Raw genomic sequence first — 15,930 nt, forward strand, 5'->3', positions numbered from 1 at the left:
TTCAGTTTGGTGATTAGGTATTTTAGGGAAATAATATTGGGTACGATAGTCGCTAAGATACAAAATATAACGAGTGAATGCGTGAATGAGCGAAAGAGTAGCCGTATTCCCTTCTTTTTCGCCCGTTCACGCATTCACTCGTTCGCGTTTATTTCTGCGACGGCTTGATCAGCGGAGTCTTTACCTTCTTCTCTTTCTTGGCCGAGAACTCTTCGGGCGTTGCGGGAGCCGCGTCCGTAAAGTCGGCCGGAATAGCGTCGAAGCCGGTTTTCTTCTCCAGACGGGCCGTTACGGTTTCGTCTTTCTCCTGGTCACGGCTCAGCGCGTCAACGACGATCGGCGTAGCCACGAACAGCGACGAGTAGGTACCGACGATAACCCCGATCAGCATGGCGAACGAGAAGCCCCGGATGGTTTCGCCCCCGAAGATAAACAGCACCAGCAGGACCAGAATGGTGGAGAAACCCGTTACCGCCGTACGGCTCAGGGTGCTGTTCAGCGCGTTGTTGATGATAGTCGGGATGCTTTCTTTCTTACCCCGGTTTTCGTTCAGGTACTCGCGCACCCGGTCAAACACCACCACCGTATCGTTCATGGAGTAGCCCATAATGGTCAGCAAGGCGCCTACAAACGCCTGGTCAACATCGAGCGAGAAAGGCAGCAGGCCGTTGAACATGGTGAAAATAGCCAGAATGATCAGTACGTCGTGGAACATGGCCACTACCGCACCGTAACCAAAGGCCAGCCGCTTGAACCGGATCAGGATATACACAAATACGACCGCTACCGCCAGCAGAATAGACCACAGGGCCGAGGTCAGAATATCGTAGGCGATGGTTGGCCCTACTTTCTGCGAACTCTCGATCCGGGCGGGGTTGCCGCTGATGCTGGACAGTCCTTTGTAAATAGCCGCTTCGGCCCGTTTGTCGGCCCCCTGCGTCTCATCGTCAACCAGATACGGGGTCGTAATTTTTACCTGATTCGAGCCGATACCCGTTCCGCCGTAGGTTTTTACCTCGGGCGATGCCCCCAGAATACCTTCCAGCGAGTTCCGGACATCGTCGGTGCTGACGGCTTTCTCGAACCGCACCACGTACGACCGGCCCCCTTTGAAGTCGACGCCCAGGCCGAAACCGCGGAAGATGGCCGAAACGATACCCAGACCAATGATGACCGACGATACGGTATAGTACAGTTTCCGGCGCGATACGAAATCGAAGTTCGAATCCTTGAACAGGTTCTTGGCCAGGGTCGAGCTGAACGAGAGCGTTTTACCGTTCCGGATGTAGTACTCCAGAATCAGGCGGGTGATGAAAATAGCCGCAAACAGCGAGGTCAGAATACCGATGATCAGCGTGGTGGCAAAACCCAGAATCAGACCCGTACCGAAGATGAACAGGACGATACCCGTCAGGAAGGTCGTTACGTTCGAGTCGATAATCGACGAGAGCGCGTTCTTGAATCCGTCGCTGACGGCCAGTCTGAATCCTTTCCCCTCGGCCAGCTCTTCTTTGATCCGCTCGAAGATCAGTACGTTGGCATCTACCGCCATACCGATCGAAAGAACGATACCGGCAATACCCGGCATGGTCAGCACGGCACCCAGCGAGGCCATAACGCCCAGCAGGAAGAACAGGTTGACGAACAGGGCCAGGTCAGCAATCAGACCCGCGCGGTTGTAGTAGAACACCACAAACGCCAGTACCAGCAGAATACCGATTACCGACGACAGTACGCCCGCGCTAACGGCTTCTGAACCCAGCGTGGCACCCACAATGCTTTCTTCAACAATGTTGGTAGGAGCGGGCAGTTTACCGGCCTTCAGTACGTTGGCCATGTCTTTGGTTTCTTCTACCGTGAAGTTGCCCGAAATGCTCGAACGACCGTTTGGAATCTCGTTCTGTACGTTCGGCGCGGTGTAAACCAAGTTATCGAGCAGGATCGCTACCGGCCGGTTGATGTTGGCAGCCGTCAGGTTCTTCCATTTACGAGCGCCTTCGGCGTTCATGTTCATGGTCACCTCGGGGCGGCCCCGGTCGTCGTAGTCGTTCGTGGCGTCGGTAATGACGTCACCCTCCAGCGGAGCGCGGCCACCGGGTTTCTTCAGGAAGAAAATCGGCAGAATCTCTTTGCCGTCGGTGGTAGCGAACGATTTGCGGTCCCAGGCGAAGAAAACATCGGCGGGGAACAGGCTGCGTACTTCGGGGGCATTCAGCACGGCATTGGCCCGGGCCGTATCTTTCAGGTAAACACCCAGCTGATCCTGACCAACGGGCAGGAACAACTGCGTCAGGGCAGTGCTTTGGGCAGCAGCAGCGGCCGTATCGGTAGCGGCTTTGCCGGTCGAATCTTTAGCACCCTGCGCCAGCTGCGACTCCAGGCTGGTGCCTTTAGCGGCCGTACCAGCGGCCGGCGCCGTGGCAGCACCCGTTTTCAGAGCCGCTTTGCGGGCTGTTTCTTCGCGCAGCAGGTAAGCACCCATGCCTTCGAGAGCCGGGGCCAGTTCGTTCAGGCGGTATACTTCGGTGAACTCCAGCTTGGCCGCGCCGGTTAGCAGGCGACGGATACGCTCGGGGTTTTCGACACCCGGCAGCTCGATCTGGATACGGCCCGAACCCGGCAGGCGCTGGATGTTCGGGTTCGCTACGCCAAACTTATCGACACGGGCCTGGATTACCTGGTAGGCGCGGGTGATGGCGCCTTCTACTTCTTCGTTCAGCAGCTTCCGAACTTCGGTGTCGGTCGACTGATAGTTGATTTTGCTGCGGTTGGCGCTGGTCGCAAACAGGCTCGACAGTTTGGAATCGGGCGCGAGCTTCTTGTAGTTGCTCACGAACAGATCGACGTAGCTGCTTCCGCTCGACTTTTTGTCTTCGGTAGCCTGCTTCAGCGCCTGAGCGAATTTCGGATCGCGGTTGTTACCCGACAGGCTCCGCAGCACATCGGCGGGCGATACTTCCAGCACGACGTGCATACCGCCCTGCAGGTCAAGGCCCAGACCCAGCTCCCGCTCGCTTACTTCCTGGAGCGTGCTGCCCAGGAAGACGGGCTCTTTCCAGAGCGAATCCAGATACCGCTGCTTTTTGGCAGCATCGACCTGGCCCTGTTTGTTGGTAGCGTAAGCCTCCGCATCGGCCTTGATGCTGCGCGAGACGAACGTAAACGACAGGAAGTAAATACAGATCAGTGTAATTACGCCCGTCAGAATGAGTATTCCGGTTTTGTTTTGCATTGATAGCCACAGGCATCAGGCCCGTGTTGTTTGACTGAATAAACTAGGGGTACGAGAAAAAACGGAGGGGCGCCCGGGGCGCAGACCACAACGACCCATGCCGGTGTTGCGGCCAATAGCGTAGCGCGGTCGCTGAACACGGTCAGCCGACCAACGAAACAGGAATAAACTCGTTAGGGAGCATTCGGCGCGATGGCGTGGCCAAAGACGTGCCTGAAATACGAGAAGTAATAATGCGGAATCGTAAAATAGCGCAGCAGCGGAACGCTCAGCAGCAACAGAATCAGCAGCGTGGGCGCGGGCAGCAGAAATACCGTCTGGCTGCCACCGTCAATCGTGATAGCCGGCGCGGCTACCGCTTCAAAACCGGCCGCGCTGAGCTGAGCCTCGTGCTGGCTGGCATCGGTCGCTTTCCCCGAACGGCCTGGCTCTGCCGCGGCCCGGGCCTTACCGGCCTGCAACGCCTGTTTCTGTGCCAGACCACCCGGCCCCCATACCGCCGTAAACAGCAGCAGGACAGCCAGCGTAAGGCTCGAAAGACGTTGAATGACGCGCGGTTGCTTCATAATTTTCCTATGGGGAAGACAAATTTCGTACCATTTCCGGACATGTGCAAGTGCTATTTTCAGCGCTTTGATCCGAACAACCGGCGGCCGGCGGCAGCCCTCTCAACCGGCAGCTGGGGCGGCTGATCAGATTCCTGTTTCGCTGAAAAACAAAACCGCTAACTTGCATCTATGAATTTAACCGAGTTTATCCGGTTGGCCCTGGCCGAAGATGTTGGCGATGGCGACCATACTTCCTTATCGACTATACCGGCCGATGCGCAGAAACGGGCGCGGCTGCTGGTGAAAGAAGCCGGCATTCTGGCCGGCGTTGAGGTGGCCCAGGCCATCTTTGCCGAAGTAGACCCCAGCTTTCAGGTAGAGGTACTGATGCGCGACGGCGACGCCATCAAACCCGGCGATATTGTACTGACCGTCAGCGGCAACGCCCGCCGGATTCTGACGGCCGAGCGGCTGGTTCTCAACTGCATGCAGCGCATGAGCGGTATTGCTACCCATACGCGCCAGCTGGTCAACCTCCTCGACGGTACCCGCGCCCAACTGCTCGACACCCGCAAAACAACCCCCAACTTCCGCATCTGCGAGAAAATGGCGACCCGCATCGGCGGAGCCGTCAACCACCGGTTCGGGCTGTATGACATGATCCTGATCAAAGACAACCACGTCGATTTTGCGGGGGGTATCGAAGCGGCCATCCTAAAAGCCGTAGCCTACCTGCAGGAAACCGGCCGGCAGCTGCGCATCGAGATCGAAACCCGCAACCGGGCCGAAGTCGACGAAGTGCTGCGCGTGGGCCAGGTCGATGTAATTTTGCTCGACAATTTCCAGCCCGACGGTATCCGGGACATGGTACGGCTCATCAACGGCCGGTTCGTCACCGAAGCTTCGGGCGGTATCGACGAAACCAACCTGCGGGCCTATGCCGAAACCGGCGTCGATTTTATTTCGTCGGGCGCACTGACCCACCAGGTCAACAGCCTCGATCTGAGCCTGAAAGCCTACTGACCAACCAGCCCGGACGGATAATCCGACCGGAGGTTACGGGGCCTCGGTCCGGTCATACGATGAGCATGACGAACCGGGCCGGGTTGACCGCTAGCGGGTGAAATACACTTTTCGGATTTTCCCGTTTTCTATTTTGTAAATCGCCACCGCCTGAACCGGCGGTTTGTCGGCCGCGAAGGTTACCCGCTCGTGATCGATAACGGTGTTACCAACCACGATCCGGTTCACCAGCTCACAGTGCAGCAGCTTCACCCGCTCAAACATGCCGCTGTATTGCTTACGCATGGCCTCTTTCCCTTTTCCGATCAGTTTGTCGGGCAGGTCATAGAGTTCAACATCGTCGGCATAGGGCTCCAGAAAGGCGTCGATGTTGCGGGCGTTGTAGGCGTTGAGCTGCCGCTGGGCCAGATCGGCGGGCGAGTCGGGCAGGAGCCGCGCGGGCGTGGTCACGTAGCCGCGGTTGATCACGGTTTCGATACTCCGAACGGCGTCGATGCGCTCCAGCGGGTTTTGCGTCAGGATCAGCAGGCTGGCCTGTTTGCCTTCGACAAGACTGCCAAACAGGGCCTCTTTCCCCAGAACACGGGCTCCGTTGATGGTGGCCGCTTTCAGCAGCTCAGCGTTCGACAGACCCGCGGCCTGCATGGCGTTGAGTTCGTCGATAAACGAGGTGCCGTGAAAGGTGCCGGGGTTTCCGGCGTCAGTGCCGACCACGACGTTCAGTCCGGCGGCCTGTACGTTTTTCAGGTTGATGCGCTTGATCGAGTCGATCCGGGCCAGCCGCGCTTTGTAGGCAGGGCCGTTGAAAAACGTACCGTAGCGCTGGCGCATGTCGGGTTCGGGAATATGCCGAAAATCGGTCAGGGTACCCAGCACGTAGGGATTTGCCTGGGCAAACTCGTAGGCCGTGGGCGTTTTGTCGTCGGCCAGGAATCGGCTGCTTCCCCGGTTCACCACCATGGTTGGGCCGAAGCTGACGTTGTTTTTCTTCATCAGCCCGATCAGCTCATCGTCCATGATGCCGTCTTCGGGGCTATGTACCAGAAAATCGGCCCCGTATTTTACCCCCAGCTTGGCGGCCAGCAACTCCTGCGTATGGATGGCGAGCTTCAGCCCGTGTTTGTGGGTTTCGTCGATGGCGGCCTGCACCACCGGAATCAGTTCTTCGCCCGGTTTACCCACACCCCGGATCAGAAACCAGATTTTGATGAAGTCGGGTTTGTAGGGCAGTTGCTTCCGAACCAGCTCGCGGGCCTCTTCGGGGGTGCTGGCCTTCAGAATCGGCGAATCCTCGATGTTGAAGGCGGGGGGCTGATAGGTGGACACGAGTGGCCCCGTCAGCAGAATGGTCGGGCTGGTATATTGTTTGTTGAAACGGTCGCGGTACGGATACTGGTAGAGCGGCCCGCCGATGTCGATAACGGTGGTGATGCCACAGGCCAGATACCGGCGCAGCAGATCGCCCATGTTGTCGCGCAGCCACTGGCGTTCGGTCTCGTAGGGCCGGTATTTGGTGAGGTTAATGCCATCGGGACGAGTGTACAACCCGCCCGACTGAAACAGGTGGATGTGGCTGTCGACCAGGCCAGGCAGCAGCCATTTGCCTTTGGCATCGATAACCGTAGCGCCGGGCGGAACGGGCAGGTTTTTGCCGATTTTCCGGATTGTTTCGTTCTCGATCAGTACGCTGACGTTTTCGCGGACCCTGCCGGTTTCAACGTCGATCAGGTTGCCGCCCACGATGACGACCGGCTGTTTGGGCAGGGCAGCGCTATCGGCACCCACGGGCTGGCTACGGCCGATCGATGCCGTACAATACAGAGCAAGAAACAGGTAGAGGAACTTCATGGACGTAACGGACGCGGATGAACGGTACGCCCGATTGACCAAAGATAACCGGTTTGCCGACGCCTGATGCCTCAGTTATCAACATCCTTCACCAACGGTCGACTATCGGCCTGCTGCCGTTCGTAGGTGACCCGAAAGCGGCTCAGATCGGGCTTTTGCGCCCGTTTCCGGTTCAGTTCGTACCGATAGATGATCTGCCCCAGCTGGTACAGAAACGGATTACCAACGGTATCGTACTCGTATTTGTCGTCGTTCAGGATACCGTCGCGGTTCACATAGAGCGTGGCCGACAGCATAAACTCGACCTTGTTGGTGAAATCGACTACGTACGACGCGTCGGTCAAAAAGCCATAGGCCCACCCTACTTTGTTGAACACCCGAACGCCCGGCGGCATCTGGTGGTGCAGGCTATCCATGAAGAAGAACTTGACGTAACTGTCATAGTACTGCTTCGGATCGTACTTGGGGTAGTTGGTCTCGCCCGGATACTGCGACAGGTACTGGTACAGGAAGCGGTAATCAGATTCGGTCAGGTTGAACCGCTGCGGCTGCGGCACCGACGCCGGAAACAGAACCGACTGAAGCAGGCGCTGGAGGGTTTCGAGCGGCAGCTTGTTGCGGGTCGTAAAATCGAACGGCTGCCGCACCAGGCTGTCACGCACCATGTACCCGCTCCCGAGGGTGTCGATCCGGCGGGCGTCGAAGGGATCGGGGTTGTAAGCGGCCGGTTGGGTATAGATGGTCTTGCCGTCGGCAGACAGAAACCGAACCGGATTGGTATGGCGGTTCTGCTCGGGCGTCATCCGCACAAAGCGGTGCGTGATGCGCGTGTCGAGGTAGCCCCGGGCGTGCAGCGACCAGTTGATGGCCTGCTGCCCCACAAACTCGTACATACGGCTGTAGGGGTCGTTTTCGCTCACCAGCAACGCTTTCTTGATCAGATGCGCCACCGACGGATACCCGCTCTCGGCCGTGGGGTCGACCCAGTGGCGGGTTTGGCCGCTGTAGGCGCTATCGAACTGCATGGCCGTATATTTGGTCAGGTCAGGCCGCTTCAGCGCGTTCAGCTTCTCCAGCGAGAGCAGCGCCAGCGGCAGTTTTACCGTCGAGGCCGGGTTGAAATAAGCCGTACTGTCGACCCGGTAGTAGTAATTGGTAAAGGTCGGTACGTTGGCTTTGTTGCGGTTGATCTGGGTGTAAATAATCTGGAGCCGGTACCGGTCCGGATGGTCGATCACCTCCCGGAAAACGGGCTGCGGGTTAGCGGCAAACAGGCGCGTCAACAGCGCATCGGTTCGCGCCTGCCCCGAGCCGGGGGTCGATCGGAGCACGGTCAAGGCAGCGAGTAGCAGGAAAAATAGTCGCATAGGCGGTAAATGTCAGGTTACAGAACAAGCTGGGCAAACAGGCGCGCCAGCGTATCGGCGGGATTGGCGCATAAACCGGGGTGAACGGGTGAGGTCTGCACAACGGTGCTGCGGGCGGCTGCCAGCCACCGGAACCGGGCTGCGGTTGGCAGCTGCCCGATGAGTCCGCCTTCTTTCCGGCCGGCGCAGATGCGTTCAAACGTTCGGAGCCGCTCCTGAATCTCGGCCAGGTCCAGCTCGACCGAAAATGCCCGGAGCCGCTCTTCGGGCACGGTATACCGCGTCTGCAGAAATCCTTTTGCCGAGCAGTACAGGATAACGCCCACATTCAAAAACTCTTCGCGCTCAACGCGGGGCACCACCCGGATTACAGCATACTCAAACAAGTGCTTTTCTGGCATCATTCGCAGCGTTGACAAAGGTTTGAGAATAGGTCAGCCGGGTTTCCAGAAAATTGGCGTACACCGCCCGCCGTTCGTCGGCCGACTCGGTCGATGACTCGTCTGTAAGCCAGGCGTCAGGAACGAGGGCTACGATGGCCCGGATGCGGTCGGGCGTCAGCAGCTGGCGAAATTCGGCATCGACGGCTTCCAGCTCGGTGGCGCGGGACAGCAGCACGTGGTCTTTGATGGGCGCAAACGGCCGGCGGGCCTGCTCGTCCCAGGGCTGGCCGCTATGATGGAAATACAGCGACGCGCCATGATCGATCAGCCAGAGTTCTTTATGCCAGATGAGCATGTTGGTATTCCGCACCGTGCGGTCAACGTTGGTGATGAGGCAGTCGAGCCAGACGATCTGCGAGGCCAGCCGCGCATCGACGGTAGTGACGAGCGGGTCGAAGGTGATGGCACCGGCGAGGTAATGCAGCCCCAGGTTGAGACCTTCGCTGGCGCGGAGCAGGTCCTGTATTTCTTCGTCGGGTTCGGTTCGCCCGAAGGCTTCGTCGAGCGTAGCAAACACGATTTCCGGGATACGCAGGCCAAGCAGCCGTGCCAGTTCACCGGCAATGAGTTCGGCAATGAGGGCTTTGGCCCCCTGCCCCGCCCCACGAAATTTCAGTACGTACAGGAAGTCGTCGTCGGCCTCGACAATGGCGGGGAGCGAGCCGCCTTCGCGTAAAGGCGTCACGTAACGGGTCACGTCGACGGTTCGGAGTTCAGGTTGATCAGCAGGCACAGCTACAAGCGTTGATGTCTGGATGTAACCCCGCGCGGGTCGGAGTTTCCGGGAAATGTAGGAATTTTTCGAGATAAACCCCGACGACAAGGCCGTTCGGCCCACCCGGTCAGTACATAGTCCACAACCCGTTGCCCCGCAGTCGTCACTCCAATCCGCCCGCCCACCCACCGTGGTCTGTGTCCCCACGGAACACCCCCGCGGCAGCAACAAACCATCCGGGCAGGTCGCCGTGAGGACACGGCGACGGGTGAACGAATACCGTGGCAGGGGGCGCAGCCCAGGCAGCATCGTTATGCGCCGTAGATGTTCTGGGTCAGGAACGCATTGCGGAACTTGCCCTGCGGGTCGTACTGCTGCAACATCTGGCGGAAGTCAGCCATTTTTTCGTAGCGCGACGCCAGCGTGGCAGGCGCTATAGAGAACAGCTTACCCCAGTGCGGCCGGACACCGAACGGAGCCAGCTCGCTCTCGATCATCGGCAGCACCTTACGGACCGATGGCCAATCCTGCTTCCAGGTGAAGTGAATGGCTACCGAAGGCTGTTTGTAACACGGACTCATCCATAAATCATCGGCGTCGATGGTGCGTAACTCCGAAATGAGTAGGTGCGGGCTAATGGCATCGCGCAGCCGTTCTACCGCCAGGATCGCATCGACGGCCTGGCGCCGGGGCACGAAGTATTCCGACTGTAACTCTTTGCCGCTGCTGGGCGTGAACCCCATCCGGAAGTGTGGCATCCGTTCGTACCACGGCCCCACTACGCCCAGCTGCTCCGTACAGTTCTCGGCCGAAATTTCGGCAATGGGGTGCAGGTTTTTCGTAGCCAGCGTGGCGCCGAAAAAATTGGTGTCCGGCGTTTTTTCGTCGGTCCGTTGCTTGATCCAGACCTCGTTGAGCCGCTTTTTCTGCCAGTCGGTGAAGAGACTGACGCTGTAGCCACTCGACATGATTTTTTCGAAATGGTCGGCCATCTGCGCCAGGGGCAGGTTCTCGAACACATATTGCCGCATCTGAAACGTGGGCTGCAGGTCGAGCGTAACTTTGGTGACCACGCCGAGGCCGCCCAGGTGAACAACGGCCGCCCGGAAGGCATCGCCGTCTGTCTGGCGCGACAGGGTTCGCACTTCGCCCGCAGCCGTTACAAACTCCAGCCCGGCCACCGCCGTGGAGAGGTTGCCGTTTTTTACGCCCGACCCGTGGGTAGCCGTGGCGGTAGCGCCCGCGATGGAAATATGCGGCAGCGACGCCATGTTATGCAGTGCAAACCCCTGCCGGTCGAGGTAGGGCGCCAGCTGGCCGTAGCGCATGGCCGCATCGACGGTTACCGTCCGCGCGTTCGCATCGAGCGATACGACCTCGCTCATGGGCTCCAGCGATACCAGATTGTGCGTGCTGTCGGCAATGTTGTTGAAGCAGTGGCGCGACCCCAGCACTTTCAACTGCGGGTATTTCCGGACCAGCTCCTGCACCTGCGCAACCGATTGGGCCGGGTGCAGCCGGTCAGTACTGTACTCCAGGTTGCCGGCCCAGTTTTTTAGCTTATCCCTGGTTGTAAACTGCATAAGTGGCGATAGCGCTGGCGTGGCCAGCAGCGCAGATGATAGTTTAAGAAACGTTCGCTTTTTCATCGGTCAAGGGGTTAGGGAATGAGGTAGCGCTACCGGGCTTCGGCCAGCTCCAGCACGACGCTGGTTCGGCGGCTGTCGACGTTCGGGTTGAATCCAATCGTCATCAGGTAATTGCCCGAGTAGACCGCGGGCTTGTCGTTGATGGCCGACCGGGTACCTGGGTAGACGTTCAGCTCCCGAACCGTATAGTTCCGGGCTGGGTCGAGGCCCTGGAGCCGAATTGGAGCCACGCTGCCGGCTTTGTACCGGTCTTTGGTCAGGTAGGAGAACCAGACCGCCCGGTCGCGGGCTTCGGCTACGTACACCAGCGAGGCCACATCGCCCGCGTAGGGCGACGCCAGCCGGTACTGATCGCCCTGCCAGATCACGCTTTTGATCCGGTCGTAGGTTTTGAGCGCTTCCTGACTAAACTGCAATTCATTCGCATCCAGCTTGCTCACCACAATGTCATAGCCCAGTTTGCCCATCATGGCTACGTCGGTGCGGAACTTGATCGGCTGTTTACCCCAGTCCGTTACGTGATTGCAGGTGGCGATGGCCGGAAAAAAGTACGAGTAGTTCCACTGGATGAAGACCCGCTCCAGCCCGTCGGTATTGTCGCTGGGCCAGAACTCGGTAAAGTACTTCAGTGCCCCGTAGTCGACCCGGCCGCCCCCGCCCGAGCAGAGCATCATGGGTAGCTTCGGGTATTTGGCCCGAAGCCGCTCCATTACCTTATATAAGCCCTGTACGTATTCGACGTACAGATGCGACGGGTTGGGGTTGGTGGCCGAAAAGGCATTGTAGATGACGGCGTTGCAGTCCCACTTGATATAACTCAGCGTCGGGTTCTTCGTCATCACCTCGTCAACGACACCGTACACGAACTCCTGCACCTTGGGGTTAGTCAGGTCCAGCACGAGCTGGTTCCGGAAGTAGTATTCCTGGCGGTTGGGCAGTTTCAGCACCCAGTCGGGATGTTTTTCGTAGAGTTCACTCTTGGGGTTCACCATTTCCGGCTCCAGCCAGATACCGAATTTCACCCCGGCGCTCTCGGCTTCTTTGACCAGATGACCCAGCCCATGCGGCAGTTTTTTAACGTTCTCCTGCCAGTCGCCCAGGCCCGCGCGGTCGTCGTTACGGGGGTATTTGTTGCCGAACCAGCCATCGTCGAGCAGGAACAGATCGACGCCCAGCCGTTTGCCGTCTTTGAAGAGGGCTGTTAGTTTCTCTTCGTTGAAGTCGAAATAGGTAGCCTCCCAGTTGTTGAGCAGCGTCAGCCGGTTGCCTTCGCCCTGCGGAATGCGGTGTTTGCGGGCCCATCGGTGCAGGTTCCGGCTGGCGGTTCCTTTGCCCGTGGTTGAGTAGGTGAACAGAAAAGCGGGTGTCGTGAACTCCCGCCCGGGGGCCAGCGTATAGGCCGACGCGTAGGGGTTGATACCGGCCGTCAGGCGCAGGTTATGCAGCGGATCGACCTCGAACGCCAGCTGGTAATTGCCCGACCAGGCCAGCGTACCGGCCAGTACCTCGCCCTGCTCTTCCTGCGCCGGCTGGTTCATCGAAAGCAGAAACGACGGCGGCTGAAACAGATCGGCCCGGGTGCCCAGCTTGGTATCCAGCACTTTGATGCCTTCGGTCAGCGGCACTTCGGACGGGTTCATCTCGTTGGCCCAGTCGCCGTGGAAATGGGTCAGGTAATAGTGCTGGGCGGGTATGTACAGGTTGGCCGACGCGTATTTGTGCAGCGTTACGCTTTTCTTCTCCGTATGCCGGATGCTGGACCACTGTTCGATCACGTCTTCGTTCTGGTACGCTTTGAAATAGAGCGTCACCTCGAACGGGTACTGCGGATCTTTCAGGAATACGGTGGTCAGCACAATGCCGTCGCCGGCCGGTTTGGTTTCGTGGCGCAGGTAGCGCAGATCGAGCGAGGGGTTGCCGTCGGCGTGGGTCACCTGAATGGCGGGTTCGAGCAGGTTGCGGCTACCGGCGGGGGTATAGGCGGAGTTATAGATGCCGGTATAGTCTTCGCCCCGTTTGCCGTTGTTCGGTATCCGGGCATACTCGTCGGGTCGGCTCAGCCGCTGGCCCAGATGCACGATGGTTGGGTTTTGCTCTTTATCGACCCGGATAACGAGGGCCGTTTTTCGGGTTTCGACAGCAATATGAACCTCGCCGGTCTGGGGTTGAGCAACGGCTACCGACAGGCCGGCAACGATGAGCAGAAAAAGCGTTCGCATGAAAAGGAAGGGCTATACATTGATACGGTAAATGTATCAAGAAACAGCCGAGCCACTATACGAGTTGGTTCATAGTTTATCCGAGCCAGCCCACAAACCGAAGCGCCGGGCTCTCGGAAGGCTACTGTCCGAACCAGCGCGGGGCAGATTCGGGTAGCATAGCGTCTTTGGCCACGCCAACCGGCCCGGTCACCCCTTCTCCCATTACCGACTCGATCTGATAACCAAACCGCTCAAGAACCCTTACGACCCGGTTAACGTCAGCGTCATTGAGTTCAACCGTCAATCGTGACAAACCGCGATCGGTTTGTTCAAAATGGCTTCTGAGAATCTTTACGCCCTGGTTCTCGATCAGGCGACCCAGTTCGGCCATCGAGTAGTCCTGCTCGGCGATGCGGATAACAAGCTTCGTTTTTTCGGCCAGGCGCGGCTCAGGAGGGGTTGGCTCTCCTCCCTCAAAATGAAAGCGGGCCTCTACCAGCCCTCGTTCGGAGATTCGGTAGCGTACCGAGCCACCCGACTGGTCAACCAAGGCCAGTCCCTTTTTGACCAGTTCGCGCAGGTGATGATGAATATTTTTATCGGTTGTGGATTTCCCATCGGGCAGCAACCGGTTTACTTCGTGCCATACGGTCTGGTAATCGTAGGCCACGTAGCCGAATCCGCCATAGGCTATTGACTCGTACAGCACGCGCAGTACCGTTCGGCACACCTCATTCCGGGATCCGAGCAGCATGGCGTTATAACTCCCGGTAGTCTGGGCCTGAAGGTACAGCGTCATCTGGGCACAGAGCACCCGCAGTTGTAAGCCAACCCGTTGCTTTATAGTCATGTCGGGCAGACGTTTCATGTCGGGTTCGCGGAACAGGCTCTGCGACAGCGTCTGCAAAACATGGTTCACCTGGGTCGATTGCCCCCGGGCCGTCCAGTTCAGCAGTGCTATACCAATTTCATCGAAATAATGCTGATAAGCCTCTCTGGGCAGGGCTTTCAGATCACGGTCGTCGGCTTTGAATAGGGCGTTTGTAACGCGCCCAATATCAGACGGCGTGTGCTTCATCAGTAACATGGACTCATGAAGCGCATTGGCTGTCGGTTGCGTCATATGTTTCGTTCTATTGGATGCTGGCTGGATTAATCACGCAAAAGTAGAGCAAATGTTTTGCCAGAGTTTATTTTCATTTGATTTTCGTTTGACAATAAGGTTTAAGTTATTGAACGGTCAGTACTCAAATCAGGTTGAAAGGGGCTGTGTTGTAGTAAAATGGCTTCAGATCGAGCTGTACGGGTACCAAACCGGAAGGCGGTAGCACCTGCCGGTGGTTATCGGTTTGGTCGAGTTGCCGGAAGTATACCTGGCTTTTCCGTTTTTTCAGGTTTTCGCGGTCGTTGGGCAACCCCCAGAATATCACTTCGGTCTGGTCATCCGTTTCAGCAACTACCTGCGTGGCATTCACGTAAAACCCAGCCGAGAGCGAGAAGCGTTTTGCCCCTCTGCGCCACTCCTGCAAAAACTCACCACCCTTATTGTTCATCGAGACAATGAACAGGTAATCAGGCTCAACAGCGTTGTATCTGGCATAGAAGCTGGGCGTCAGAAAATCCTTGCAGATCAAAACGCCGACCAGCCCAATGGGAAGGTTCAGCAGCAGCAACCCGTTATCCTTGGCGATATCCTCCCGAATGTAATAGACCTTGTGGTTGAGCAGCCCATGCTCGCTGGCGTAGGCCTGTATGGCTTCATGACCGGGTATGGGCGGGGCTTTTGTATCGACCGGCGTACTAAACTGTTCGTGTTTGCGATAGGTAAACTCCGTAATCTCCCCAAAGTGATCGACAAGCCAGACAGCGGCTTCGTTATGGGCAACCGGCTCCTGATCCGTCCCTGATCCGTCGGTTCCGTTGTCGATATGGAAGCTGCCGGCAATAATAACCGATAAACTGGCCAGCCCCTCAGTCTGACCCCGCTCCAGCAGATAGTCTTTCAGCACCTGCCGCCCATTCAGACAAACCGACAACTCGGGTAAACAAAGGATATGAACACCGGCGTCGATGGCCCAGTCGATGCAGGTACGAAGCTCGTCCGTATAGGCCTCAGACGGCCTTACGTCTACCGATCGGAAACCAATCTGGGGCGTATCGATGCCTACGTTCCCCAATCGTTTGGTGGCTTTAAAATAGGTCCTGGCGGCTCCTGACAAAGCCGCCAGCCCGATAACGGGCGCTGTGCCGTTCAGCTTCTGCATACTGGGCGGATACAGCGCCCCATCAATGATATCCCGTTCGTGATCAATGACTCCGTTGGTAATCAGATGCACCCGCCGGTAAAGGCGCCCGGCATCCAGCGGAATCCGCTCGTCAGCCGCCGGAACGTCTCCCAGGAGCGGTCTGACCCCGATCATCAGGGTTCCACTACGCGTTCTGACCAGCATACGTTTACCGGCATTGCGTTTTTCCATGGCAAGCAGTTCGCTTTCCAGAACGTCGAAAAACGCATCCAGAGCCTCCAGTCGCTGTGGTCCGGTGGCAGGAACGCCGAGCTGGTCCCATATCGCTACCAGGCGATGAACGAGCGCGTAGAGGGCGATACTATCCTGGCGGGTTGTTGAGAACTCAGGTTCCGGCTCAGCCCCGTAGTAGAGCTCCTTTATGCTGGACTGCCATCGGTGTTTTCGCTGAAAATCGAGCGGTGGCTGACCCGCGTCCAACTGCATTCGCTCCAGTACTAATTCAGCAATTTTTTCAAGAAAGGGTGGTTGTTCGACGCGTACATTCGTTTCCATTGGTGCAGAGATAACCCGGTAAAGTTTGCAGTTTACGAACAAACCCGAGTAATGACCACAAGCCGCGGCTAACTATTTTACTATAAGGCGGATAGCCTGCCCG

At 57.8% G+C, this 15,930-nt stretch carries 11 protein-coding genes; 1 reads left to right on the top strand and 10 read right to left on the bottom strand.

The genetic code is table 11. The annotated features are described in order from the left end of the window. Positions 1 to 148: 148 nt before the first annotated feature. On the bottom strand, positions 149 to 3,232 hold the full coding sequence (secDF, locus tag B1C80_RS16700; RefSeq protein WP_077922323.1) for a protein translocase subunit SecDF: 3,084 nt from the start codon (positions 3,230 to 3,232) through the stop codon (positions 149 to 151). A gap of 173 nt (positions 3,233 to 3,405) precedes the next feature. Continuing rightward, positions 3,406 to 3,798, bottom strand: a complete 393-nt coding sequence (locus B1C80_RS16705; RefSeq protein ID WP_077922324.1) for a hypothetical protein — start codon at positions 3,796 to 3,798, stop codon at positions 3,406 to 3,408. A gap of 171 nt (positions 3,799 to 3,969) precedes the next feature. Here B1C80_RS16705 and nadC point away from each other — a divergent pair, with 171 nt between their 5' ends. Further along, a complete protein-coding gene (gene nadC, locus B1C80_RS16710; protein ID WP_077922325.1) occupies positions 3,970 to 4,803 on the top strand; it encodes a carboxylating nicotinate-nucleotide diphosphorylase in 834 nt (277 codons plus the stop codon). 90 nt (positions 4,804 to 4,893) lie between these two features. Here the strand turns inward: nadC and B1C80_RS16715 are convergent, their stop codons facing one another. The 8 genes from B1C80_RS16715 to B1C80_RS16750 all read right to left on the bottom strand — a co-directional run bounded on the left by B1C80_RS16715 (position 4,894) and on the right by B1C80_RS16750 (position 15,827). Then, positions 4,894 to 6,651 (bottom strand): amidohydrolase family protein, encoded by a 1,758-nt coding sequence (locus B1C80_RS16715; RefSeq protein ID WP_077922326.1) that lies wholly within the window; start codon positions 6,649 to 6,651, stop codon positions 4,894 to 4,896. Between the two features lie 71 nt (positions 6,652 to 6,722). Continuing rightward, complete coding sequence (locus B1C80_RS16720; RefSeq protein WP_077922327.1) at positions 6,723 to 8,018, bottom strand: serine hydrolase; 1,296 nt, start codon at positions 8,016 to 8,018, stop codon at positions 6,723 to 6,725. 17 nt (positions 8,019 to 8,035) lie between these two features. Beyond that, positions 8,036 to 8,419 carry a DUF3037 domain-containing protein gene (locus B1C80_RS16725; RefSeq protein ID WP_077922488.1) on the bottom strand — a complete coding sequence of 128 codons (384 nt, stop codon included), beginning with the start codon at positions 8,417 to 8,419 and terminating at the stop codon, positions 8,036 to 8,038. Further along, complete coding sequence (locus B1C80_RS16730) at positions 8,397 to 9,194, bottom strand: HipA family kinase (protein WP_077922489.1); 798 nt, start codon at positions 9,192 to 9,194, stop codon at positions 8,397 to 8,399. Before B1C80_RS16730 ends, B1C80_RS16725 begins: the two co-directional genes overlap by 23 nt. A 293-nt stretch (positions 9,195 to 9,487) precedes the next feature. Continuing rightward, entirely contained in the window at positions 9,488 to 10,825 is a 1,338-nt protein-coding gene (locus tag B1C80_RS16735; RefSeq protein WP_077922328.1) for a D-arabinono-1,4-lactone oxidase, read from the bottom strand. Between the two features lie 29 nt (positions 10,826 to 10,854). Further along, complete coding sequence (locus tag B1C80_RS16740) at positions 10,855 to 13,044, bottom strand: alpha-galactosidase (protein WP_077922329.1); 2,190 nt, start codon at positions 13,042 to 13,044, stop codon at positions 10,855 to 10,857. Positions 13,045 to 13,165: 121 nt separating this feature from the next. Then, positions 13,166 to 14,149 (bottom strand): hypothetical protein, encoded by a 984-nt coding sequence (locus B1C80_RS16745; protein ID WP_139361666.1) that lies wholly within the window; start codon positions 14,147 to 14,149, stop codon positions 13,166 to 13,168. A gap of 124 nt (positions 14,150 to 14,273) precedes the next feature. Beyond that, positions 14,274 to 15,827 carry a hypothetical protein gene (locus B1C80_RS16750; RefSeq protein WP_077922331.1) on the bottom strand — a complete coding sequence of 518 codons (1,554 nt, stop codon included), beginning with the start codon at positions 15,825 to 15,827 and terminating at the stop codon, positions 14,274 to 14,276. Positions 15,828 to 15,930: the final 103 nt, after the last annotated feature.

Source organism: Spirosoma sp. 209 (assembly GCF_002006735.1).
Lineage (GTDB): Bacteria > Bacteroidota > Bacteroidia > Cytophagales > Spirosomataceae > Spirosoma > Spirosoma sordidisoli.

What these genes read in the sequence shown, in the direction of transcription:
- secDF (WP_077922323.1), bottom strand. Translation starts at nt 3,232, where the DNA reads ATGCAAAACAAAACCGGAATACTCATTCTGACGGGCGTAATTACACTG.
- B1C80_RS16705 (WP_077922324.1), bottom strand. Translation starts at nt 3,798, where the DNA reads ATGAAGCAACCGCGCGTCATTCAACGTCTTTCGAGCCTTACGCTGGCT.
- nadC (WP_077922325.1), top strand. Translation starts at nt 3,970, where the DNA reads ATGAATTTAACCGAGTTTATCCGGTTGGCCCTGGCCGAAGATGTTGGC.
- B1C80_RS16715 (WP_077922326.1), bottom strand. Translation starts at nt 6,651, where the DNA reads ATGAAGTTCCTCTACCTGTTTCTTGCTCTGTATTGTACGGCATCGATC.
- B1C80_RS16720 (WP_077922327.1), bottom strand. Translation starts at nt 8,018, where the DNA reads ATGCGACTATTTTTCCTGCTACTCGCTGCCTTGACCGTGCTCCGATCG.
- B1C80_RS16725 (WP_077922488.1), bottom strand. Translation starts at nt 8,419, where the DNA reads ATGCCAGAAAAGCACTTGTTTGAGTATGCTGTAATCCGGGTGGTGCCC.
- B1C80_RS16735 (WP_077922328.1), bottom strand. Translation starts at nt 10,825, where the DNA reads ATGAAAAAGCGAACGTTTCTTAAACTATCATCTGCGCTGCTGGCCACG.
- B1C80_RS16740 (WP_077922329.1), bottom strand. Translation starts at nt 13,044, where the DNA reads ATGCGAACGCTTTTTCTGCTCATCGTTGCCGGCCTGTCGGTAGCCGTT.
- B1C80_RS16745 (WP_139361666.1), bottom strand. Translation starts at nt 14,149, where the DNA reads ATGACGCAACCGACAGCCAATGCGCTTCATGAGTCCATGTTACTGATG.
- B1C80_RS16750 (WP_077922331.1), bottom strand. Translation starts at nt 15,827, where the DNA reads ATGGAAACGAATGTACGCGTCGAACAACCACCCTTTCTTGAAAAAATT.